Source organism: Rhodococcus parequi (assembly GCF_046042785.1).
GTDB classification, from domain to species: Bacteria; Actinomycetota; Actinomycetes; order Mycobacteriales; family Mycobacteriaceae; genus Prescottella; species Prescottella parequi.
Window position 1 is genome coordinate 409157 of sequence record NZ_JBDLNV010000003.1, and the last position, 23470, is coordinate 432626.

Genomic DNA, 23470 nt, shown 5'->3' on the forward strand with positions numbered 1-23470 from the left:
CGGTCGGGTCGATCAGCGGGCTGCGGCCGCCGCCTTCTGCTCGGTGGGCTCGCCCTCGTTCGCGAGCTGACCACCGGAGTTCTCCAGGTGCGCGCGGACGAACCACTGGAACTTCTCGAGCTCGGCCGTCTGGCCGATCAGCATGTCCTCGGTGATCGGGTCGATCTCGCCGACTGTGCGGATGGCGTTGCGGTTGTCCTCGATCAAGCCGGTGTAGACCAGGTCGAGGGCCGCGAGGTGGGCCTGCGCGCTGTCACGGCCGACCGAGTAGTCGTCCCACGAGCGATCCTTCTCGATGGCGCCCGGCGTGCCCTTGGGGGAGGCACCGAGAGCGGCGATGCGCTCCGCCGCGGCATCCGCGTACCCGCGAACCAGTTCCACCTGCGGATCGATCATCTCGTGCACACCGATGAAGTTCGGTCCCACGACGTTCCAGTGGATGTGCTTGAGCGTGAGATGCAGATCGTTGTAGGCGCTGAGCCGGTTCTGCAGAGTCTTGGCGACCTCGGAGCCCTGTTCGGCGGTCAGTCCCGGAACGGTGAAGTTCGTCATCGTCTGTCCTTTCGTCCTCTCCAGGTGTTCCCCTTCGCCGTGGGGTTCACGCATCCGAGTTGCCGGATACGAACTCTTCCTCGGTGAAGCGATGTTGTCGTTTCCAACGGTACTACAAAATCTATGTCTTGCACGGCAGATAAGTTGCCGCAGCTCGAGAGCGTAAACAAGGTCCTCGGCTGAGGGTGCCGCGCGGTGTCAGGATCGACCTGTGGATGTCGACAGGGTGGCCGACGAACTCTACGAACTCGATCCCGCCGAGTTCGTCAGGGCGCGCACCGAATGGGTCGAACGGGCGCGGGCGGAGAAGGATCGCGACGCGGCCAAGGCGGTCTCCGGGCTCAAGAAGCCGACGGTCGTCGGATGGCTGGTGAACCTGCTGGCGCGGGAGCGGCCGGACGAGATAGACGCGATCCTCTCGCTCGGGGATGCGCTGCGAACCGCGCAGCGGCGACTCGATCCCCAGGCGCTGCGCGAGCTGACCGCGCAGCGTCAGCGCCTGGTCCGGGTACTCGCCGCGCGCGCGGGTGAGCTCGCTGCACGGCGCGGTCGAAGCGTCGGGGAGGCGGCGCTGCGGGACGTCGCACAGACCCTCCATGCTGCGATGGCGGACCCGGAGCTGGCGCAGACCGTGCGGCGCGGGCGGATCCTGGGTGCGGCGAGCTACAGCGGATTCGGCCCGGCATCGCTCGAATCCGTCGGCGCGGCAGTCGATTCGGAGAAAGGTCAGGAGGTGGATGACGGAGCAGAGGACGACTCATCGGCGGCGCGTGCCGAACTCGATGTCGCCGCCCGTGCCGAACTCGATGCCGCCCGTGCGGACGAAGCGGCGGCTCGGGATGGCTCCGCTGCCCGCGACCGCGAGCATGCCCGTGCCGCGGAGGATCTGACGGCGATTACCACTCGCCTTGCAGAGCTCGATCGCGAACGGAGTCGACTCGAAGAGCAGGCCGATTTCGCCCGCCGGGCGGAGCGTGCTGCCGGCGAGGCGGCGGAAGCTGCGCGCGAGGAGCTGCGGCGAGCACTCGACCGGGTCGGGGAGGCGGAGGCTGCGGTAGAAGGGCCCTGACGCCCCACCTGTCGAGGGCGCCGTCGGTCTCACGATCGCGACGCTGCACGCGGGCCGGGCCCGAGATGCCACGAAGGCGGCCGTCCCGTTCGGGGCCGGCCGCCTTCGGAGTTCGCTGCCTGAGCTCAGATGCGTTCGTAGATGGTGGCGTTCGCGGTGCCACCGCCCTCGCACATCGTCTGGAGACCGTAGCGGCCGCCGGTGCGCTGCAGGTGGTGCACCAGCGTCGCGGCCAGACGTGCACCCGAGCCGCCCAGCGGGTGGCCGAGGGCGATCGCGCCGCCCAGTGGGTTCATCTTCTCCGACGACGCACCGGTCTCGAGCTGCCACGCCATCGGCACCGACGCGAAGGCCTCGTTGACCTCGAATGCATCGATGTCGTCGATCGACAGACCCGACTTCTTCAGCGCCAGCGCAGTCGCGGGGATCGGACCCGTCAGCATCTTGACCGGGTCGTCGCCGGCGACGACCGCGGTGTGGATGCGAGCCAGTGGCGTCAGGCCCAGCGCCTTGGCCTTCTCCGAGGTCATGACCAGCACCGCGGCGGCGCCGTCGGAAATCTGCGACGCGCTACCGGCGGTGATGACGCCGCCCTCGAGGAACGGCGACTTCAGCTGGCCGAGCTTCTCGGTGGTGGAGCCGCGGCGGATGCCCTCGTCGGCGGAGAACACGGTGCCGTCGGCGAGCGTGAAGGGCGCGATCTCGGCGTCGAAGGCGCCCGAGTCCTGCGCGGCGGCGGCGCGCTCGTGCGAGGCCACCGAGTACTCGTCGAGCTGGGCACGCGAGATGTTCCACTGCTGTGCGATCAGCTCGGAGCCGACGCCCTGGTTGAAGCGGCCATTGAAGCCGGGGGCCTCGAGCTGCGCGGCGTAGCGCTCACGCGCGGGTCCGGCGGAATCGCCCGTGCCCGGGACGTTCGACGAGCCGAGCGGAACCGCGGTCATCATCTCGACGCCGCCGGCGACGATGACGTCGGCCTGGCCCGAGATGACCGATGCGGCGGCCATCGAGATGGTCTGCTGGGACGAGCCGCACTGGCGGTCGACCGTGAGGCCCGGAACGGATTCGGGCCAGCCGGCGCCGAGGACGGCCATGCGGCCGATGTTGCCGGTCTGCATGCCGACGCTGTTGACGTTGCCCCAGTAGACGTCGTCGACGATCGCCGGATCGATGCCGGTGCGCTGGGCGATCGAGCGGAGCACGTGGGCGGACAGCTCCACTGCGTGCACGTCCGCAAGCGAGCCCTTGCGCTTGCCGATGGGGGTACGTACTGCCTCGACGATTACTGCGTCACGCATGTCGCCTCACTCTCTCCGAAGGTAAGTGGATCGAGTGTAATCAGTTCAAGAAATATGCTGATGACCGGCCGTCGGTTTGGATGGCGTGGTCAGGCAGCGACACCGGCTCGGACGAGCCGCGCAACCAGAGTGAGCACGTCGCGGTCCCGCCCCTGCGGGCCGATCACCGACAGCCCGACCGGGAGTCCGCCGTCGTATCGGACGGGCACAGTGGCCACCGGGAGCCCGGCGACGGTCGCCACCGAGATCAGCAGCCCGGTGGTCCGCAGCGTGGCGGCGAGGTGGACGCTTCCCGGATCGTCGGCAGTCGACGGCGCGACCGATCCCGTCGTCGGCAGGAGCAGCACACGCGAGCCCAGGAAGTCGCGGACGATCTGTGCAGCCGCACGCACCTCGGCAAGGCTGCGTTCGTAGGTGGACTCCGAGACCTTGGACGCGGCAAGGAAGTTCACCCGAGCCTCGTCGGTGACCGAACCGGTCGCGGTGGACACCCAGCCGCCGTACTGCTGCCACGCCTCGTACCCCTGGACCGCGGCGACCGCGTCGTACCAGTCGGGCAGCGCGGCGATGTCCAGGTCTTCCTCGGTGAGCGTCGGCAGGCCCGAGCGTTTCCACTGCCCGAGAGCGGACCGGACCGCGGGTTGGACCCCGGCGTCGGCGATCGCGACCAGCGCCGGTGAGGTGACTGCCGCGTCGATCGCAGCTTCCGGTGCGGCCGGCAGCAGGGCGTCGCCGACGGTGGTGAGTGTCGCCGCGTCGGCGCACACCCAGCCGACAGTGTCGAACGTGCGCGAGAGCGGCATCAATCCGGCGGTCGACACGGCACCGTGGGTGGCGCCGAACCCGTACAGCCCCTGGTAGGAGGCGGGGATTCGCACCGATCCCGTCGTGTCCGGGCCCAGCCCCACGGTCGCGGTGCGGCGGGCGACCGCTGCCGACGCGCCCGACGTCGCGCCGCCGGGAACCCGTCCGGTGGCCGCCGGGTTGGGGGGCGTTCCGTAGGCGGTGTTGATTCCGGAGTGTCCGAATCCGAAGCCCACCGTCTGCGCGATGCCGGTGACGGTCGCGCCCAGCGCGAGCAAGCGGGCCACACTGTCCGCGGTCGCCGTCTCCGTGGATGCCTGACCCAGCCACGCCGGGTTGCCGGCGCCGATGCGCTGTCCCTCGATCGCGAAGAGATCGGTGACCGCCACCCGTAGGCCGCCCGCGGGTCCGGAACCCGTTGCGGGAACGAGTGGATCGCCGAGGACGCGCCAGATCGACTTGTCGTCGGGGACGACGTCTCCGCCCGGAAGTGGCGGAACCCCCGGGTCCTTCGGGCCGTCTCCGCAGCCCGCGATCAGTGTGGTCCCCCCGGCGACGGCGGCCAGAGCGCCGGCCGCCCGCAGGAAGGCGCGACGATCGAGTCGTGGTGGCTCCGGTCCGGTCGGCACATCGCTCACACTAGCGATGTGCCGACCGGTAATTCGGTCGATCGGGTGGGTGTCAGGCCAGAACCTGGCGGAGGTACTCGTTGTCGAAGGTGCGTGACGGGTCGTGCTTGTCGCGCACCGTGCAGAAGTCGTCGAACCGGGCGTACGTGGGACGCAGGTCCTCCGCGGTGCGGCCGTGCATCTTGCCCCAGTGCGGACGGCCGTCGGCGGCACGCGCGATGGTCTCGACAGCGTCGAAGTAGGCGCGGTGATCGCGGCGGTGATACTGGTGCACCGCGATGTAGGCACTGTCGCGGCCGTTCGCGGTCGACATCCACACGTCGTCGCCGGGCGCGAATCGCACCTCGACGGGGAAAGCGATGTTGCACCCGGATCGGTCGAGCCAGTTCGCGATCTCCCGCAGCGTGTCCTTCACTGCCTCGACGGGCACCGCGTATTCCATCTCGCGGAAGCGCACCCGCCGTGGCGACGCGAACACGCGATAGCTGCGGTCCGTGAACTGGCGTGCGGACAGCGCCCGTGCGGAGATCTGGTTGATCTGCGGGATCGTGGCCGGGAAGGCCGTCGTCAGTCGGTTGATGCCCTCGAAGAGGGTGTTCGAGGTGAGCTCGTCGTCGAACCAGCCGCGAATCCTGCTCAGCGGTTCGAGTGCGGTGTCTCCGGGGAGCCGGGTGTTGCGTTTCGTCAGTACGCGATTGGTGTGCGGGAACCAGTAGAACTCGAAATGGTCGACGCTCTCGAGGTCGTGTTCGAGCCCGTCGAGTGTTTCGTCGAATCGGGCCGGTCCCTCGGACGCGTGCAACGCGTACGCGGAGGTGACCGCCAGATCGAGCTTGGTGATGATGCCGAGGGCGCCGAGTCCTACTCGGGCCGCCTGGTACAGCTCGGGATTCTCGGTCTCGGAGCAGTCCGCGACGGTGCCGTCGGCGAGCACGATCTGCAGTCCGCGGATCAGTGTCGCCAGGCCGCCGAAGCGGGCCCCGGTTCCGTGGGTACCGGTGCCGAGGGCGCCGGCGATCGACTGCACGTCGATGTCGCCGAGGTTGATCATCGCCAGCCCGCGGTCCCACAACTGCTCGTTGAGGCTGCGCAGGCGTGTCCCGGCGAACACGGTGGCGACCGGGCCTTCCGGCGTCTGCCGGACCGACTCGATGCCACAGATGTTGTCGAGACTGACGAGGATGCCGTCGGTGACGGCTACCCCGGTGAACGAATGGCCCGCCCCCACGGCTTTGACGCGTAATCCCTGCTCGGTTGCTTTCGCGACGAGCATGCTCAGCTCGGCCACCGATCGAGGAGTCTCGAAACGGTGTGGTGTCGACGAGTGGGTCCCCGCCCAGTTGCGCCACGTGTCCTGTGCCATTCCCGCAACTATTCACCTGGACGAGCGTCCAGGCAAATGAGACACGAAAATTCGTCTCCGGGTTTTACGATCATGGGATGTTGAATCGGCTTCCAGCGGAAGAGCGCCGCGCCCAGCTCGTCGAAGCGGCGTTGAACATTGCCGAACGGGGTGGCATTGCGGCAGTGACCATCCGTGCCGTGGCCGAGGAGGCGGGCGTCTCGCTCGGCGTGGTGCACTACTGCTTCGAGAGTAAGGAAGCGCTGGTCGCGGCAATGGCCGAGAGCCTGGTGCTGCAGCTCAGCGGTGGAATGCGTGAGTCTTTCGCGTCGGTCTGGGACGCGCAGGAGCTCAGCGGGCTCCGTGACCTGCGCGAGGTGCTCCACACGGGTCTCACCGGAATGTGGCCGCTCATAGAGGCCACGGCCGACCGCCAGTTGCTCACGTACGAGATAACCGCCTACGCGCTGCGGCACCGCGCCGCGGGCGCGCCGCTCGCCGGGAGTGTCGCGGACGAGCAGTACCGGGTCATGGACATCGAGGCCACCGTGTTCCTCGAGGAGAGCGCTCGGCGCACGGGTTGCACGTGGACCGAGCCGGTGGAGGCGATCGCGCGGTTCGCGCTCGCGGTCATCGACGGAATCGTGCTGCGCTGGCTGGTCGATCGCGACAGTGCCGCGATCCTCACCGAGCTCGACGACCTGGTTCGCATCGTCGGGAGCAAGGCCGTCGAGGAGGGCGCAGACCTGGACAATCGTTCAGGAGAGTGATCGACTGATCCGGACGCCTGCTTCCCGTGTGCCCGGCGGGACCGACGAACGGAACTGATGTGACTGCGACGATCGAGCGACTCACCGCTGCGACCGCGAGCCTGGACCCGCCCTTGGCGGCACTGGATCTCGCGACGCTGCGCACGAACGCGGACGACCTGGTTCGGCGCGCGGAGGGTACGCCGGTACGGGTCGCGAGCAAGTCGGTGCGGTGCCGCGCCGTCCTCGAGATCGCACTCGGCTCCGGTCTGACGGCGTCGGGAGGCTTCCGCGGCATCATGTCGTACTCGCTGCGCGAGGCCGTCTGGCTCGCTCGGCAGGGTGCGGAGGACGTGCTGATGGGCTACCCCACGGTGGACCGGGCCGCGCTCGCCGAACTCGGTTCCGACAGTGCGCTCCTCGACCGCATCACCCTCATGGTCGACGACGTCGACCAGCTGGACCTCGTCCGCGACGCGGTCGGCTCGGACCGGGTGCGGCCGAGGATCTGCCTCGACGTCGATGCGTCGCTGCGGCTCGGTCCCGCGCATCTCGGGGTGCGCCGGTCGCCGCTGCGGGACCCGAGCCAGGTTGCCCGCCTCGCCGCCGCCGCGGCCGATCGGGGATTCGCCGTCGTGGGGGTCATGTTCTACGAGGCTCAGATCGCCGGGCTGCCGGACACCAGCTTCGCGGTCCGGATGGTCAAGAAGTTGTCGGCTGCCGAACTGTCCACCCGGCGAACGGCAGTCGTCGATGCCGTCACCGCCGAGGTCGGCAAACTCGAGATCGTCAACAGCGGTGGCACGGGCTCGCTCGAGGTGAGCTCGGCCGATTCGGTCGTCACCGAGGTGACCGCGGGCTCCGGTCTGTACGTGCCCACACTGTTCGACCGGTACCACTCGTTCTCGCCGCGCCCGGCCATGTTCTTCGCGCTGCCCGCGGTCCGCAAGCCGACCCCGAAGATCACCACGCTGTTCGGCGGCGGCTACATCGCCTCGGGGCCTGCGGGAAAGACACGTGTGCCGGCTCCCGTGTGGCCGAGCGGACTGAAGCTGCTGCGCAACGAGGGCGCCGGCGAGGTGCAGACGCCCGTGACGGGCGCCGCCGCGGCCGAACTCGCAGTGGGGGACCGGGTGTGGTTCCGCCACGCGAAGGCAGGCGAACTGTGCGAGCGCTTCACCGAGGTCCATCTCGTGGACGAGGACGGGCGCGCGACGGCGACCCCGACCTATCGCGGTGAAGGAATGTGCTTCGGCTGACCGAGCCGCATGTCGTCGCGGTCCTCGTCCGGCTCCGGGGCCAACCGCAGGAACGCCCCCAGTTCGGCGAGGGCGGTGGGTGTGGGCGGCAGGTGGTGCGCGAACGTGCGTGAGCGCACGACGACCGCACACCACTTTCCGCGCGATACCGCGACGTTCAGCCGGTTGCGGGACAACAGGAACGACATCCCGCGTGGGGCGTCGTCCGCTGTCGACGCCGTCATCGACACGAGGACGACGGCGGCCTGACGGCCCTGGAACCTGTCGACGGTCCCGACTGGGACGTCGGGAAGCCCAGCCGCGGCGAGATACTGTCGAAGCCGCGCGACCTGCGCGTTGAACGGCGCCACAACGAGGACGTCGGCCTGGCCGAGCGGCCGGGTGCCGTCGAACGCGCTCGGGTCGGTCCACGCCCGGCCGATCAGTGCCCGGATCCGGGTGACGATCGCCGCCGATTCCTCGGGGGAATCGGTCGATCTTCCGACGTGCTCGACGATCTCGGTGTGCACTCCGGGTTCGATGCCCGCGAGGTGTCGCGCGGTCGTGACCGGTTCCTCCGAACGGAGTCGGCCGTCGTACGACAGCCGGGACACCCTTTCGCACAGCGACGGGTGCATGCGCCACGTGCGCTCCAGGAAGTAGCCGCGGTCGCGGGGTAGCGCGTCGTACCCGGCGGCGAGCCATCCGAGGGCGGACTCGTCGACCGTCTCGGGATGGGTGCCCTGGCTGACCTGCGGGAGCTGCTGCGGGTCGCCCAGGAGGAGAAGGTTCCGCGCGCACGCGCTCACCGCGATCGTGTTCGCCAGTGAGAACTGACCGGCCTCGTCGATCACCAGGAGGTCCAGGCTCCCGACCGGCACGCGGTCGGAATGGGCGAAGTCCCACGCCGTCCCGCCGATCACGCACCCGGCGGGCGCGTCGGAAACGAAGTCCGGGTATGCAGTCGCGGGGATCGTGGTCCATCGTCGGCCCTGCGCCGGACCCGCCTTCTTCGCCACCAGGGAGCCGTCGACTCCCGCGTCCACGATCGCATCGAGCATGTTCTCCACCACCGAGTGCGACTGCGCCACCACCCCGACCCGCCAGCCGTGTGCGGCGACGAGGCGAGCGACGACCCTGCCGCCGGTGAACGTCTTGCCCGTTCCGGGCGGACCCTGCACCGCGAGGTACGAGTCGTCGAGGTCGGCGAGCGCGGCGGCAATCGCTGTGGCGGCGTCGGATCCCCGGATCGTCGGCAGCGCCGAGCCGCTACGCAGGCGCGGCGGCACCCGCCGCAGGATGTCCGTTGCCGCGTTCGCGGGCAGACCGGGCAGAGCGTCCGCCGTGGCCCGCGCGAATTCCTCGATGGCGCGCTCGATCCGGACCGTCGCGATCGGATGCCCGGGCGTCAGCGCCATCGGCGTGGCGTCGAACTCGGCGTCGCCGGTGAGCAACTCCTCGATCACCACGACGTCGTCGAAGTTCGCATCCGTGCCCACCGACAGCACGACGGCCGTCGACCAGGCGCGTCCGCCGGGGCGGGCCGCGGTCTTGGCGCCCGGAACCGGAGTGTCGTACAGCGGGAACACTTCTGCGCCGGCCGTCACCGCGCTACCCGTGCGGAAGGTGCCGGTGAGCCGCACGTGCCGACGCTGCTTGCGCTGTTTCGGTGTGCTCTTGTGCCAGCTCTGTACCACCTCGGCGTCGTCCACCACCAGCACGTCGCCGGTGTCGGGCCACTCGTCCACCGGATCGTTCAAGCGGGTGAAGTGCGCCCACCAGAACGGTTTCCGTTCGCGCCGGTGATACCCGACAGCCGCTGCCGCGAGCGCCGCGGCCTGCTGGTCGGCGCTCCGTGCCGCGGCGGGGCCCTCGCCCGCGAAATCGCGCAGGGTGCGTTCGGCGGCGCTGTCCTCCTCGGGTTCGGTTGCCGTCGGCGGGGTGTCGCGCGGGCGGGGGAAGACGCCGTGTTCGGCGGCGCGGGCCAGGAGCCAGTTGCGCAGCTCGCGAGTGGAGACGCAGTCGTCCTCGTTGTAGGCACCGATCTCGCGGAGCACCTCGGCGGCCTCGCCGGACCGGCCCTGATCGCGGAGGTCGCAGTAGCGACCGTATGCGACGACCGAGTCGGCCGCGGTGGTGACGTCGTTGCCGCGCAGACGATCGCCCATGTACAGCGGTTCGAGTTTCTTGATGCTGTACGACCGTTCGCCGATCCGCAGCGACGCGCGAACGATCGGATAGAGGTCCACCAGGACGTCGTCCCGCAGCAGTTCGTCGACATCCTCCTCGCCGACCCCGTGGCGCCCGGCCAGGCGCAGCAACGCGGACTTCTCGTACGCCGCGTAGTGGTAGATGTGCATGTCGGGATGCGCGGCGCGTCGCTCCCGGACGTAGGCGAGGAAAGCCGACAGCGCTCGGCGCTCCTCGGTTCGATCGTGCGCCCAGAACGGCCGGAACAGCGGCGTGCCGCCCGCTGCGGACTCCTCGAGTACGCCGAATAGATACTCCAAACCCCAGTTCGCCGATCCCGATTCGGCCCACAACGGATCGCCCTCGAAGTCGAAGTAGATGTCGCCGGGATCGGGTGGTGGCAGCGCTGCGAGGGCGGCGGGATCGAAGACCTCGTGCTCGGTCGTTCCGGAGGTCTCCTGACGGATCTGGATCGCGGCCTGGGCCCGCAGGGCGCCGAGTGCCGCCGGCGACATGCCCGGAACCGGGGCGTCTGCGGCGGCCAGCGCGTCGATCGTCGTGACCCCGGCAGACACGAGCTTCTCCCGGGTGCTCATCCGAATCCCCGCCACCAGCAGGAGGTCTCGGCGACTGCCGACCTCGGGCGCGCACGTCTCGCACCGACCGCACGCCATATAGCGGTCGTCGCCCCACACGGCGGGAGCGTCGCCGGCCCGGTGTCGGTCGAGGATGCGCTGCAGCGCCGCCCGGCGGGCCCGGTACACCGGGAGGAGATCGGCCAGCGAGTGCACCGAGTCCGTGCCGTCGCCGAGCAACAGGTGCACCTCGGGAGCGGGAGGGATGCCCGCGGCGTCGAGCGCGTCGGCGTACGCCGCCAGTTGCAGCAGTGCGGCGACCTCGACGTGGCGGGACAGTTTGGCGTCGTACACCGTGTAGGCGGGCCCGTTCTCGTCCTCCCGGACCAGGAAGTCGCAGAACCCGAGGAACCTACCGTCGAAGAACGTGCCCTGGTGGATCACCGGGACGCCCGCGAGCGCCGCCGTGATCGTGGCGCGGTGCGCGTCGAACAGGCCGACGGCCGTGTACTCGGGGCGGGCGAGCGTCTCCACCCGTCCGTAGCGGGACTCGAAGTCGCCGAGCACCCGGCGCTCGTGCGCCGCGCCGAGTCGCGACGCGCGCTGCAGCATGGGATCGGCGCCCGGGGCCGGTGACCGGGCGGCGAACCCCAGCAGGCCGTCGAGCCGACGCAGCAGTGCGAATTCGCACGCGGCGGCCGCGGTCAGGTCCCCCGTGCTGTACACGATCGCGTCGCCCTGCAGGAACATCGCGCCCCTTCCCGGTCGGTTCGGGCGATTGTGCCACCGCACCCCGACAGGTGGGGGAGGTGTGCGCGGACGGCGAACCGTGCCGGGACAATGGACGCATGCCGTTCTTCGCCGGGGCTACCGGACAGATCCACTACCGACGCTGGCCGCTCGCCGGCGACCGCCGGCCCCGGGCCGGAGTGGTGTTCCTGCACGGGATGGGGCAGCACACCGGGCACTACCACCGGTTCGCCGCGAGGCTCGCCGACCACGACATCGAGATGTGGGGCATCGATCAGGCCGGGCACGGACTGTCGGAGGGGACGCCCGGCGCGCCCGGTGCTGTCGCCGATCTGGCGGACGACGCCGTCCGGCTGACCGGGCTCGCCGTCGACGACCGTCCCGGCCTGCCGTTGGTGGTGATGGGACACTCGCTCGGCGCCGCCGTCGCCGTCACCCTGCTGCGCCGCGAGCGCGCGCCGTTCCGGGCCGCCGTGCTGTGTGGAACACCCAGGTCCGTTGTGCAGCACCGCGGAACGTCGGACTTCGCGGATTCGGGATTCCCGGTGTTGGCCGTGCACGGCGTCGACGACAGGCTCGCGCCGATCGACGGCGTCCGCGAGTGGACGGTGGGGGTGCCGGGGCTCGAACTGCGCGAGTACGCCGACGCCGGCCACGACCTGCTGCACGAGAAGGTGCACCGCACCGTCACCGACGACGTCGCAGAATTCGTCCTCGGCGCTACCGTGGGTTGATGGATACCGCATTTCTGCTGTCCGCGTTGCGCACTCAGGGTGACCTGCTGGCGGGCACCCCGGTCGACGCCCTCGCCGAACCGGTTCCGACGGTGCCGGACTGGAGCGTCGAGCACGTGCTGCGGCACACCGGCAAGGTCCACCTGTGGGTGGCGGCAGCGCTGCGCTCCGGGCCCGAGACGCCGGTGTCGGAGATCCGGCGGATCGGCGACATGCCCCGTGGTCCGGAATGTGTCGCCGCCTATCGCACCGCGCTGGACCTGGTCCTCGACGAGTTCGATCGGCTCGGCGCCGGTCATCCGGTTCCGACGATGGTCGGCCCCGGCACCGTCGCCTGGTGGATCCGGAGACAGACCCACGAGGTGTCGATCCACCGGGTGGACGTCTCCGATGCGATCAGTGCGGGCGGCGGGCCGGACGCCCCGGCCCTCGATCCGGCCGTGGCGGCCGACGGTGTCGACGAGTGGACCACGACGTTCCTCCCTCGCCTCGGCCGCGCCGGAAAGCTCCCGGACTCGCTCGCCGGCCGCTCGATCCACCTCCACGGCACCGATGCCTCGCCCGCCGAGTGGTATCTCGCGTTCGACGGCGACTCGATCGAGGCGACCAGGGAACATCGCAAAGCCGATGTGGCGCTGCGGGGTTCGGCGCACGATCTGCTTCTGACGCTCTGGCGCCGGCGGCCGATGGACGGTCTCGACATCGTCGGCGAGGCCGCGGTCGCCCGCGCGTTGCTGGGCGCGGCCGCCCTGTAGGCCCCGCGACACGACCCGGGCCCGGACGCGACGGGAATTCGCGACCGGGCCCGGAGACCGTTGCTGCGCTTACGTGTAGATGCGCTCGATCAGCTCGGCGTGCTGCTCGTGGATGATGTTGCGCTTGAGCTTGAGGGTGGGCGTCAGCTCACCGGTCTCGACCGTGAAGTCGACCTCGAGGATCCGGTACTTCTTGATCTGCTCGGGGTTGGACACCTTCGTGTTGCCCTCGACGACGGCGGAGTCGATCTCGGCGATCAGGCCGGGATGCTTGACCAGTTCGGACATCGGCGTGTCCGCGGCCAGGCCGTTGCGTTCCTTCCAACCGGGCAGCGCTTCCGGGTCGAGGGTGATGAGCGCGCCGATGAACGGCTTCGAGTCGCCGACCACCAGACACTGGCTGATCAGCGGGTGCGCACGCAGCGCGTCCTCGAGCACCGCCGGCGCGACGTTCTTGCCGCCGGCGGTCACGATGATCTCCTTCTTGCGGCCGGTGATCGACACGTAGCCCTCGGTGTCGATCGAGCCGAGATCGCCTGTGTGGAACCAGCCGTCGCGGATCGCGTCGGCGGTGGCCTGCTCGTTGTGCCAGTAGCCGTCGAACACGACCGGCCCACGGACCAGCAGCTCCCCGTCTTCGGCGATCCTCGCGGCGTGCCCGTTGATCGGCTTGCCGACGGTCCCGACCTTCTGGTCGCGCGTGGTGTTGACCGTGATGGCAGCGCTGGTCTCGGTGAGTCCGTAGCCCTCGTACACGGGGACGCCGACGCCACGGAAGAAGTGGCCGAGGCGGGCGCCGAGGGCAGCGCCGCCGGACACCGCGCGGTCGCACTCTCCACCGAGCGCGGTCCGCAGCTTCGAGTACACGAGCTTGTCGAACAGCGCGTGCCGCAGACGCAGGCCGAGTCCGGCGCCGCCGTTGTCCTGGGCCTCGCTCCAGGCGATGGCGGTCGCGGCGGCCTTGGCGAAGATCTTGCCCTTGCCGCCGTCCTCGGCCTTCTGCTTGGCCGAGTTGTAGACCTTCTCGAACACGCGCGGCACGGACAGGATGAAGTTCGGCTTGAAGACCGCGAACTGGTCGAGCAGTGTCGTCAGGTCGGAGGTGTGCGCGACCGTCACCTTCGCGTCGAAGGCGCCGAACGAGATGGCGCGGGCGAACACGTGCGCGAGCGGCAGGAACATGAGCGTGCGCCTGCCCTCCTGCATCGCGTCGCCGAGCGCGATCTTCACGGCGGCGGACTCGGCGTAGAAGTTCGAGTGGGTCAGCTGCACGCCCTTGGGGCGGCCGGTGGTGCCGGAGGTGTAGATGAGCGTCGCGGCGGACGTCGCGCGGACCTGGTGCCGACGCTCGTGCAGCTCGTCGTCGGTGACGCCGGTGCCGCGGGTGATCAGCTCGTCGAGCGCTCCGGATTCGATCTGCAGAACCTCGCGCAGCGCGGGTGCGGCCTCGGCGACATCCTTGACGGTCTCCGCGTGGCTCGAGTTCTCGACCACGAGTAACGACGTTGCCGAGTCCTCGAGGATCCATTGGGCCTGATCCGCCGACGACGTGTCGTAGATCGCGACGGTGCAACCGCCGGCGGTCCAGATCGCGTAGTCGAGAACGACCCATTCGTAACGGGTGCCCGAGAGGATCGCGACGCGGTCGCCGAGTTCGATGCCAGACGCCATCAGGCCTTTCGCGACGGCCTTGACCTGCTGGGCGAACTCGGCGGCGGTGACGTCCACCCAGCCGCCGTTGCCGGGCTTCTTGAAGGGCACGAGGTTCGGACACTCGGCTTCGTACCGGAACACAGTGTCGGCCATGGACGCGTCTTCCGGAATGGTGAACGACTGTGGAACCGAATACTCACGCACTTTGACCCCTCCAAGAAAATGACATGATGGATGTGCATTGGATCACATTCGGAGGCGCTTTGCACTAGGTCAAGTGCCCGATTTGCCGCATTGAGTGCGCTCACCTGCGGAAATAGGTGTAACTGTAAGTCCTGCTAACTTTCTGCAGGTAGCGGGCTCGCCGCGTCAGGCGACGGTGTCGCACGCGTCCGCGTGAGCGCACTTCCAGCGCCGTACGGCGTGTTCGAGGGCCGGCGGTGCGACGCCGAGGGATGCGGCCGCCGCGGCCAGGATCTCCGGGGACGGCGCGGCGGGCCCGGCCGCGTCGGCGTCGTTCGCGAGTGCCGAACCGACGAACTCGTCGATCGCACCGGGACGCTGTGTGTGCGGTCCCCCCGCCAGCAGCATCAGGTGTTCCCACGTGGTGTCGTCGTGCGCGCCGCTGCATTCCACCCAGGCGTCGTGCAGGCGGGCACGACCGGGCTCGTCACGGGTGGCGTCGAGCAGATCCCGGACCGAGTCGATGCGCAGTGTGTGCAGTTTCTCGGCCGTCCGCTGGATCTCGGCTGCACGCAGTGGTGCCGCAGCCTCGGAGTATCGGCGCTTGTAGCTACCGATCTTTCCGGCCCACTGGTCGGAGCTGCCGGCTTCCTCGAAGGTTCGCAGTAGTTCGCGGGCGCCGTCGTCCACGGGGCCCGGGGAGTGTGCACGACGGTAGGCCCGGTACCGGTCGATCACCGTCCCGGCATCGGCGTAGCGCGATCCGGCGGCCTGGACGGACTCGATGATGCACAGTGCGAGGCTGCGCCGGTACTCGTCCGGCGGCACCCAGCCCGACGGATCGCCGAGTTGGTTCCGGCATGCACTGGCAACCGCCTGCACTTGATGTTCCGAGACGCTCACGGTTCCTCCCTGACGGAGCGGGGCCTGGCGAAACGTGTATCGCTGGGACCGCCTCGAATGTTGCACCCGTCACGTCCGCTGGTGCCGAGCGCGGGACAGCAGGTCGGTGACCTCGCGGTCGTCGAGTTGATGGAAGTCGACGTACGCCCCGCCCACCCCACCGAGGTCGGCGGGAACGAACGGGCACACCACCTCGTCCGCGGTCACCCGGAGTCGAGCCACCGCTTCGGACGACGCGACCGGCACCGCGACGACGATCCGTTCGGCGCCCTCCGCCCGCGCGGCGACACACGCTACGGCCGCCGTCGCGCCGGTCGCCATCCCGTCGTCGACGAGCACGACCGTGCGTCCCCGCAGCGGTACCCGGGGGTGACCGCCGCGCAGAACCTCGGCGCGTCGCTCCAGCTCGCGGCGTTCGTCGACCCGGACGGCGTTCACGGCCTGCGGCGTCACCCGGGACAGTCGGACGACGTCGTCGTTGATGACCTCGAAGTCGCCTTCGGCGATCGCGCCCATCGCGAGTTCCGGTTGCCAGGGGACCCCCAACTTGCGGACGAGTAGGACGTCGAGTGGTGCGGCGAGAGCCTGGGCGATCTCGAAGGCGACCGGGACACCGCCGCGGGGAAGTCCGAGCACGACGGGATCGGATCCGTGGAGGTGACCGAGCGACTCGGTCAGCGCCCGACCGGCTCTCGCTCGCGTCGCGTAGTGCATTCGCGTGCTCCGTCGAAAAGGTGTGCCCTCCTTCTCGACGATACGCCGATGCGTGGCTACGCTGTCCCGCGCAGCGGGCTTGGCCTCGAAACCCTCGCCGGCGCCGATCATTTCGCACCAGGATGGAGACATCATGCAGTTCGGCAGCTACCAGAACGAGATCTACCTCGCGGCGCTGGGAGGGCGCGTTCCCGAGTTTCCGATGGAATACGGGGCGCTGGAGGCGAGGGCCACCGCCGCGATGTCGGAGTCGCTCTTCTCGTACGTCGCGGGTGGTGCCGGTGACGAGGCCACTCAGCGCCGCAACGTCGAGTCGTTCGAGCAGTGGGGGCTGATTCCGCGCATGCTGGTGGGCGCCGAAACCCCGGACCTGGCGGTCGAGGCCTGGGGCCACACGTTCGCCTCCCCGATCTTCATGGCGCCGGTCGGCGTCATCGGACTGTGCGACCGCGACAACCACGGCGACATCGCTGTCGCCCGGGCCGCCGCACAGACGGGCGTGCCCGCGATGTTCTCGACACTCATGGAGGATCCGCTCGAGGACGTCGTCGCCCACGCCGGCGACACCCCCAGCTTCTTCCAGCTCTACACCCCCAAGAATCGGGAACTTGCCGAGAGCTTCGTCAAGCGCGCCGAGGCCGCCGGCTACCGGGGGATCACCGTCACCCTCGACACCTGGGTCCCGGGCTGGCGCCCACGCGACCTGACCACCGGCAACTTTCCGCAGCTCCGCGGTCACGTTTTGAAGAACTACACATCCGATCCGGTGTTCCGGGAGATGGTCGGCTCCGACGATCCGCAGATGACCGTGCTGCACTGGGTGCAGACCTTCGGGAACTCGCTGACCTGGACGGATCTGGAGTGGCTGCGCTCGCTGACGACGCTGCCGATCGTCCTCAAGGGAATCTCGCACCCCGAGGATGCGCGGCGGGCGATCGACGCCGGCGTCGACGGCATCTACTGCTCGAATCACGGTGGGCGGCAGGCGAACGGCGGAATCGCCGCGCTCGAGACGCTGCCGGCGGTCGTCGAGGCGTGTGACGACCGGGTTCCCGTGCTGTTCGACTCGGGTGTCCGCTCCGGCTCCGACGTCGTGAAGGCGCTCGGGCTGGGGGCCACGATGGTCGGGATCGGGCGTCCCTACGTATACGGTCTCGCGATGGGCGGAGTGCCGGGCCTCGTCCACGTCCTGCGCATGCTGCTGGCGGAGGCGGAGCTGCTCATGGGCGTCAACGGGTACCCGGACGTCGCGGCGGTGCGGGAGAACATCCGTCGTCTCGTTCCCGGAAGTCTCTAGGGCGAAGACGAATTCGGCGTCGTGGGATCGGGAAACCCGACCCCACGACGCCGTCTCGGTCGTGAGGCTACGCGGTCGAGACCAGGTTGCCGTCGATGTGCGACTGGTACGCGGGCAGGTCGAGCATGCCGTGTCCGGACAGGCCGATCACGAGCACCTCGGGCTCGGTCAGGCCGCGCGCGTACTCCGCGGCGGCGGCGATCGCGTGTGCCGACTCGGGGGCGGGCACGATGCCCTGCGTGCGCGCGAACAGCACACCGGCGTCGAAGGAATCGGTCTGGTCGACGGCCTGGCCCGTGACGTAACCGAGTTCGACGGTGTGGCTCAGTAGCGGTGCCATGCCGTGGTAGCGCAGGCCGCCGGCGTGGATCGGGTCCGGGACGAAATCCTGACCGAGCGTGTGCATCTTCAGCAGCGGCGTCAGGCCGGCGACGTCACCGTGGTCGTAGCGGTACTCGCCCTTGGTGATCGACGGGCACGCGGCCGGCTCGGCGGCGATGATCCGGGTCTGCGCCTTGCCGTGCAGCACCTCACGGATGAACGGGAACGCCAGACCGGCGAGGTTGGAACCGCCACCGGCGCAACCGAACACGACGTCGGCGTTGGCCTCTCCCGCGTTCCGCAGCTGCTCGACGGCCTCGAGCCCGATCACGGTCTGGTGCAGCACGACGTGGTTGAGCACGCTGCCCAGCGCGTAACGCGCGTCGGGATCGTTCGCGGCGACCTCGACGGCCTCGGTGACAGCCATGCCCAGCGAGCCCGGGGTGTCGGGGAAGTCGGCGAGCATCTTGCGGCCCGACTCGGTGAGCTCCGACGGGCTCGGATGCACCGTGCCGCCGTAGGTCTCCATCAGGTGCCGGCGGTACGGCTTCGACTCGTACGACGCCCGGACCTGCCACACCTCGAGATCGATACCGAACTTGGCGCACGCGAACGACAGCGCGCTGCCCCACTGACCGGCGCCCGTCTCGGTCGTGATCTTCTTCACGCCGTCCTGCGCGTTGTAGTACGCCTGCGCGACGGCGGTGTTGGTCTTGTGGCTGCCGACCGGGCTCACACCCTCGTACTTGACGTAGATCCGAGCGGGCGTCCCCAGCGCCTTCTCGAACTCGCGGGCACGGATCAGCGGGGCCGGCCGCCAGGTGCGGTAGGCCTCACGGATCGGTTCGGGGATCTCGATGTACTGCTCGGTGGTCGCTTCCTGCTCGATCAGCGCGCTCGGGAACAGTGCGGCGAGGTCGGCCGGCGTGACCGGCTCCTTGGTGCCCGGGTGCAGATGGGGCGGCGGGGCGACCGGCAGGTCCGCGACGATGTTGTACCAGTGGGTGGGGATGGGTGTCGTGTCGGACACTGCTGGTTCCTCTCGGAGAGTGGCAGGACGGTCGTCCACATTGTGATGGCGGTCATTGCCGGGTTGCACTCGGGGTCCGTCGATGCACGTAGGAGGCACTCGGATCGAAGGCCATACCATGCATCGACTAAACTGACTGGTCAAATGAGTGACACCGAGCGCGAGCCGCAGACCGACGACAATCCCATCACCTTCGCCGACCTCCAGATCGACGAACGGGTGCTGAAAGCCCTTTCCGACGTCGGCTACGAGTCGCCCTCGCCGATCCAGGCCGCGACCATCCCGACACTGCTCGAGGGCAAGGACGTCGTCGGCCTGGCCCAGACGGGTACCGGCAAGACGGCCGCGTTCGCGATTCCGATCCTGTCCCGCCTCGACGTCGACCGGAAGGTGCCGCAGGCACTGGTCCTGGCGCCGACGCGTGAGCTCGCGCTGCAGGTCGCGGAGGCGTTCGGCAAGTACTCGGCACACATCCCGGGTCTCCAGGTGCTGCCCATCTACGGCGGTCAGGCCTACGGCGTCCAGCTGTCGGGTCTGCGTCGCGGCGCCCAGATCATCGTCGGCACGCCCGGTCGCGTGATCGATCACCTGGAGAAGGGCACGCTCGACCTCTCCCATCTCGAGTACCTCGTCCTCGACGAGGCCGACGAGATGCTCAAGATGGGCTTCCAGGACGATGTCGAGCGGATCCTCGCCGACACTCCCGAGTACAAGCAGGTCGCGCTGTTCTCGGCGACCATGCCGCCGGCGATTCGCAAGATCTCCAAGCAGTACCTGCACGATCCCGTCGAGATCACCGTCAAGGCGAAGACCGCGACGGCGTCGAACATCACCCAGCGCTGGGTGCAGGTGGCACATCAGCGCAAGCTCGACGCGCTCACCCGCATCCTCGAGGTCGAGTCGTTCGAGGCGATGATCATCTTCGTCCGCACCAAGCAGGCCACCGAGGACCTCGCGGAGCGCCTGCGGGCCCGCGGATTCTCGGCCGCCGCGATCAACGGCGACATCGTGCAGGCGCAGCGTGAGCGCACGATCGGCCAGCTCAAGTCCGGTGCGCTCGACATCCTCGTCGCCACCGACGTCGCGGCCCGCGGTCTGGACGTCGACCGGATCTCGCACGTCGTCAACTACGACATCCCGCACGACAGCGAGTCGTACGTGCACCGCATCGGCCGCACCGGCCGTGCCGGCCGCACCGGCGACGCGCTGCTCTTCGTCGCACCCCGCGAGCGGCATCTGCTCAAGTCGATCGAGCGCACAACGCGGCAGCCGCTCACCGAGATGCAGTTGCCGACCGTCGAGGACGTCAACGCGCAGCGTGTCTCGAAGTTCGGCGACTCCATCACGGCGAGCCTGAACTCCGAGAATCTGGCGCTGTTCCGCAAGCTCATCGAGGACTACGAGCGCGAGCACGACGTTCCGCTCGCCGATATCGCCGCCGCGTTGGCGGTGCAGTCCCGAGACGGCGAGTCCTTCCTGATGGAGCCCGAGCCGCCGGCCCCGCCGCGCCGCGAGCGTGAGCCGCGGGAGCGGCCGGCCCGCCGATTCGACGACGGCGGTCCGAGCGGGCCGCGCGTCGGTCGCGACGGCCAGGAGTTCGCGACGTACCGCATCGCGGTCGGCAAGCGGCACAAGGTCGTGCCGGGCGCGATCGTCGGCGCGATCGCCAACGAGGGTGGGCTGCGCCGCAGCGACTTCGGGCACATCAGCATCCGTCCCGATCACAGCCTCGTCGAGCTGCCGGCGAACCTGCCGAAGGAGACGATGGAGGCGCTGCGCGCGACGCGCATCTCGGGCGTGCTGATCCAGTTGCAGCCCGACCAGGGTGCGCCGACGTCCCGCCCGTCCCGGGGCGGCCGGGACGATCGCGCGGGCGGCAAGTTCGGGCGCGACCGCGGTGACCGGGGTCAGCGCGGCGATCGGGGAGACCGCGGCGATCGGGGCGACCGGTTCCCGAAGCGGCGTCCCCGCGACTGACGCTCACCTGAAGAACGGCCTTCGGAACGGGCGCCGGCGAGTCCTCGACTCGCCGGCGCCCGTTTCTGTGAATGAGATGGATTCTGTGACGGGAGTGAAAGCTGCTCTGTAATGTGCCTCACAGTTTGCGGTCGGGGGATCCGCGCAATCTCATCAAGGAGGCACGAACGTGGCCCACCCGATTCGTCGAGGGTTGATCGCAGCTGCACTAGTCGCCGGCGCATCCGTCGGCCTGGCGGCACCCGCCGCGGCGCAACCGGACATCGTCGGCTCCATCTCCAACGCCGCCGACCTCACCGACAGCCTCGCCGACGTCGTGTCGTCCGTCGGCTCCGGAAGCAGTGGTGGCACCGGAAGTGCCAGCCTGTTCGCCGGAAGCGGCGAGATCGCGATTCCGCTCCCGATACCCAGCCCACGCGGCCTCGCGGCCCTCGCCGCGGCCACCACCCAGACCGGCAAGCCCTACCTGTGGGGAGGCAACGGCCCCGACGCGTGGGACTGCTCGGGCCTGGTCCAGTGGGCGTTCCGCACCGTCGGGATCAACCTGCCCCGCACCAGCCAGGAGATGGCCCGCTTCACCGGCGGGATGCTCGTGCCGCTCTCGGTGCTCCAGCCCGGTGACGTCATCACGATGGACACCTACGACATCGCCGGTCATGTCGGCATCTACGCCGGCAACGGCATGGTGTTCAACGCCTACGGCACCGGAGTCCCGACCGGGCTGCGGCCGTTGTCGGACTTCACGATTCACAACGTCCGACGGTTCTTCTGAGCCGGAGCGGCACAGGGCTCAGTTCAGCACCTCCGTCAGTACCGGGGTTCCGGTGTCGAACTGCGTGCGGTACAGCTGGGCGTAGCGACCGCCGTGGCCGAGGAGTTCGGTGTGGTTGCCGCGCTCGACGATTCGGCCGTCCTCGATCACCAGGATGAGGTCGGCGGCCCGGATCGTCGACAGTCGGTGCGCGATCACGACGGCGGTCCGGCCCTCGAGTGCTTCGCCGAGGGCCTCCTGGACGGCGGCCTCCGACGTCGAATCCAGGTGCGCGGTGGCCTCGTCGAGGATCACGACGCGCTGCTGGGCGAGCAACAACCGGGCGATGGTGAGCCGCTGGCGTTCGCCTCCCGACAGGCGGTAGCCGCGCTCACCGACCACGGTGTCGAGCCCGTCGGGCAGCGATTCGATCAGCTGGGTGAGCCGCGCCCGGCGGAGCACGTCCCACAGTTCGTCCTCGGTGGCTCCGGGACGGGCGAGGAGCAGGTTGGACCGCACGGACTCGTGGAACAGGTGACCGTCCTGGGTGACCATACCGACGGTGCGGCGGATCGAGTCGGACGTCAGGTCGCGGACGTCGGTGCCGGCCAGCTCGATCGCACCCGAATCGGCGTCGTAGAGACGGGGGAGCAGGCTCGCGACGGTCGACTTGCCCGCGCCGGACGACCCCACGAGTGCGACCATCTGCCCGGGTTCGATGCGGAACGAGATGTCGTGCAGGACGGTGGAGCCGCCGCGGCTGTCGAGGGTCGCGACCTCCTCGAGCGAGGCGAGGGAGACCTTGTCGGCCGCGGGGTACGCGAAGCTCACGTCCCGGAACTCCACCGCCACCGGACCGGCCGGGACCTCCACGGCGTCGGGCTTCTCGGCGATGAGGGGCTTCAGGTCGAGGATTTCGAAGACACGCTCGAAGCTGACCATCGCGCTCATGACGTCCACGCGCGCGCTGGCGAGCGATGTGAGCGGCGAGTACAGCCGGGTGAGCAGCAACGCCAGCGACACCACGGCACCGGCCTCGAGCTGACCGCGCAGCGCGTAGAACCCGCCCAGCCCGTAGACGAGTGCCAGCGCGAGCGCGGAGACGAGCGTCAGGGCGGTGACGAACACCGACTGCAGCATGGCCGTCCGCACCCCGATGTCGCGCACGCGCCGAGCCCGCACCGAGAACTCGGCGGACTCGTCGGCGGGCCGGCCGAACAGTTTGACCAGGGTGGCGCCGGGCGCCGAGAACCGCTCGGTCATCTGCGTGCTCATCACCGAGTTGTGGTTGGCGGCCTCACGGTTGAGCCGGGCCAGGCGTGCGCCCATCCGTCGGGCGGGCAAGACGAACACCGGCAGCAGGAGCAGGGACAGCAGGGTGATCTGCCATGAGATGCCGATCATCACGACGAGCGTGATCACGAGGGTCACGACGTTCCCGACGACTCCGGAGAGGGTGTCGCTGAAGGCGCGCTGCGCGCCGATCACATCGTTGTTGAGCCGGCTGACCAGGGCGCCGGTGCGGGTGCGGGTGAAGAAGGCGACCGGCATGCGTTGCACGTGGTCGAACACCGCTCGACGCAGGTCGAGGATGAGGTCCTCGCCGATGCTCGAGGAGAGCCATCGGGTGACGATCGCCAAGCCCGCCTCGACCAGCGCGATCGCCGCGATCAGCAGGGCCAGGCGCACCACCACCGAGGTCTCGTCGCCGGCCACGATCGCGTCGACGACACGGCCGGCGAGGAGCGGTGTGGCCACCGCGAGCGCGGCGGTCACGACGCTCAGCACCAGGTACCACGCGATGTGGCCCCGGTGCGGTCGCGCGTACCCCGCGACGCGACGAAGCGTCGCCCGCGAGAACGGCCGACTGTCCTGCTGCGCGTGCATCGCGTTGTACATCGCGTTCCACGCGGTGACTTCCATGCTCATGGTGTGCACCCTCCCGTCGCCCGGTCA

At 69.4% G+C, this 23470-nt stretch carries 18 protein-coding genes; 8 read left to right on the forward strand and 10 right to left on the reverse strand.

Features of this window, described 5'->3' with window-relative positions:
* Positions 1-12: 12 nt before the first annotated feature.
* Positions 13-552, reverse strand: coding sequence for a Dps family protein (locus ABEU20_RS10215; RefSeq protein WP_420164293.1), 540 nt, complete (start codon positions 550-552; stop codon positions 13-15).
* A 211-nt stretch (positions 553-763) separates the two neighbouring features.
* Here ABEU20_RS10215 and ABEU20_RS10220 point away from each other — a divergent pair, with 211 nt between their 5' ends.
* A complete protein-coding gene (locus ABEU20_RS10220; protein WP_420164294.1) occupies positions 764-1621 on the forward strand; it encodes a hypothetical protein in 858 nt (285 codons plus the stop codon).
* A 125-nt stretch (positions 1622-1746) separates the two neighbouring features.
* On the opposite strand, the gene ABEU20_RS10225 is transcribed toward ABEU20_RS10220, so the two are convergent.
* From ABEU20_RS10225 to ABEU20_RS10235, 3 genes are all read right to left on the reverse strand, one after another.
* On the reverse strand, positions 1747-2919 hold the full coding sequence (locus tag ABEU20_RS10225; protein ID WP_420164295.1) for a thiolase family protein: 1173 nt from the start codon (positions 2917-2919) through the stop codon (positions 1747-1749).
* Between the two features lie 89 nt (positions 2920-3008).
* Positions 3009-4352 carry an amidase family protein gene (locus ABEU20_RS10230; protein WP_420164296.1) on the reverse strand — a complete coding sequence of 448 codons (1344 nt, stop codon included), beginning with the start codon at positions 4350-4352 and terminating at the stop codon, positions 3009-3011.
* 52 nt (positions 4353-4404) lie between these two features.
* Entirely contained in the window at positions 4405-5715 is a 1311-nt protein-coding gene (locus ABEU20_RS10235) for a D-arabinono-1,4-lactone oxidase (RefSeq protein ID WP_420164297.1), read from the reverse strand.
* Positions 5716-5792: 77 nt separating this feature from the next.
* Here ABEU20_RS10235 and ABEU20_RS10240 point away from each other — a divergent pair, with 77 nt between their 5' ends.
* Entirely contained in the window at positions 5793-6464 is a 672-nt protein-coding gene (locus tag ABEU20_RS10240; protein ID WP_420164298.1) for a TetR/AcrR family transcriptional regulator, read from the forward strand.
* A gap of 59 nt (positions 6465-6523) precedes the next feature.
* Positions 6524-7702, forward strand: coding sequence for an amino acid deaminase/aldolase (locus tag ABEU20_RS10245; RefSeq protein WP_420164299.1), 1179 nt, complete (start codon positions 6524-6526; stop codon positions 7700-7702).
* Here ABEU20_RS10245 and ABEU20_RS10250 read toward each other — a convergent pair.
* A complete protein-coding gene (locus ABEU20_RS10250) occupies positions 7672-11196 on the reverse strand; it encodes a TM0106 family RecB-like putative nuclease (protein WP_420164300.1) in 3525 nt (1174 codons plus the stop codon). The genes ABEU20_RS10245 and ABEU20_RS10250 overlap by 31 nt on opposite strands.
* Before the next feature lie 98 nt (positions 11197-11294).
* On the opposite strand from ABEU20_RS10250, the gene ABEU20_RS10255 reads away from it, so the two are divergent.
* Together ABEU20_RS10255 and ABEU20_RS10260 are read left to right on the forward strand one after the other, a co-directional pair.
* A complete protein-coding gene (locus ABEU20_RS10255; RefSeq protein ID WP_420164301.1) occupies positions 11295-11930 on the forward strand; it encodes an alpha/beta hydrolase in 636 nt (211 codons plus the stop codon).
* A complete protein-coding gene (locus tag ABEU20_RS10260) occupies positions 11930-12685 on the forward strand; it encodes a maleylpyruvate isomerase N-terminal domain-containing protein (RefSeq protein WP_420164302.1) in 756 nt (251 codons plus the stop codon). Before ABEU20_RS10255 ends, ABEU20_RS10260 begins: the two co-directional genes overlap by 1 nt.
* Positions 12686-12754: 69 nt before the next feature.
* Here ABEU20_RS10260 and ABEU20_RS10265 read toward each other — a convergent pair whose 3' ends face one another.
* From ABEU20_RS10265 to ABEU20_RS10275, 3 genes are all read right to left on the reverse strand, one after another.
* Complete coding sequence (locus ABEU20_RS10265; RefSeq protein WP_420164303.1) at positions 12755-14542, reverse strand: AMP-dependent synthetase/ligase; 1788 nt, start codon at positions 14540-14542, stop codon at positions 12755-12757.
* A gap of 165 nt (positions 14543-14707) precedes the next feature.
* The gene (locus ABEU20_RS10270; RefSeq protein ID WP_420164304.1) at positions 14708-15424 is read right to left on the reverse strand and encodes a heme peroxidase; all 717 of its coding nucleotides are present in this window, start codon (positions 15422-15424) and stop codon (positions 14708-14710) included.
* 69 nt (positions 15425-15493) lie between these two features.
* Complete coding sequence (locus ABEU20_RS10275) at positions 15494-16138, reverse strand: phosphoribosyltransferase (RefSeq protein WP_420164305.1); 645 nt, start codon at positions 16136-16138, stop codon at positions 15494-15496.
* A gap of 133 nt (positions 16139-16271) precedes the next feature.
* Here ABEU20_RS10275 and ABEU20_RS10280 point away from each other — a divergent pair, with 133 nt between their 5' ends.
* The gene (locus tag ABEU20_RS10280) at positions 16272-17435 is read left to right on the forward strand and encodes an alpha-hydroxy-acid oxidizing protein (protein WP_420164306.1); all 1164 of its coding nucleotides are present in this window, start codon (positions 16272-16274) and stop codon (positions 17433-17435) included.
* A 67-nt stretch (positions 17436-17502) separates the two neighbouring features.
* On the opposite strand, the gene ABEU20_RS10285 is transcribed toward ABEU20_RS10280, so the two are convergent.
* Complete coding sequence (locus ABEU20_RS10285) at positions 17503-18786, reverse strand: TrpB-like pyridoxal phosphate-dependent enzyme (RefSeq protein ID WP_420164307.1); 1284 nt, start codon at positions 18784-18786, stop codon at positions 17503-17505.
* A gap of 144 nt (positions 18787-18930) precedes the next feature.
* Between ABEU20_RS10285 and ABEU20_RS10290 the strand changes: the two genes are divergently transcribed.
* Together ABEU20_RS10290 and ABEU20_RS10295 are read left to right on the forward strand one after the other, a co-directional pair.
* A complete protein-coding gene (locus ABEU20_RS10290; protein WP_420164308.1) occupies positions 18931-20763 on the forward strand; it encodes a DEAD/DEAH box helicase in 1833 nt (610 codons plus the stop codon).
* Positions 20764-20932: 169 nt separating this feature from the next.
* On the forward strand, positions 20933-21535 hold the full coding sequence (locus ABEU20_RS10295) for an NlpC/P60 family protein (RefSeq protein ID WP_420164309.1): 603 nt from the start codon (positions 20933-20935) through the stop codon (positions 21533-21535).
* An 18-nt stretch (positions 21536-21553) separates the two neighbouring features.
* Here ABEU20_RS10295 and ABEU20_RS10300 read toward each other — a convergent pair whose 3' ends face one another.
* Entirely contained in the window at positions 21554-23443 is a 1890-nt protein-coding gene (locus ABEU20_RS10300) for an ABC transporter ATP-binding protein (protein WP_420164310.1), read from the reverse strand.
* Positions 23444-23470: the final 27 nt, after the last annotated feature.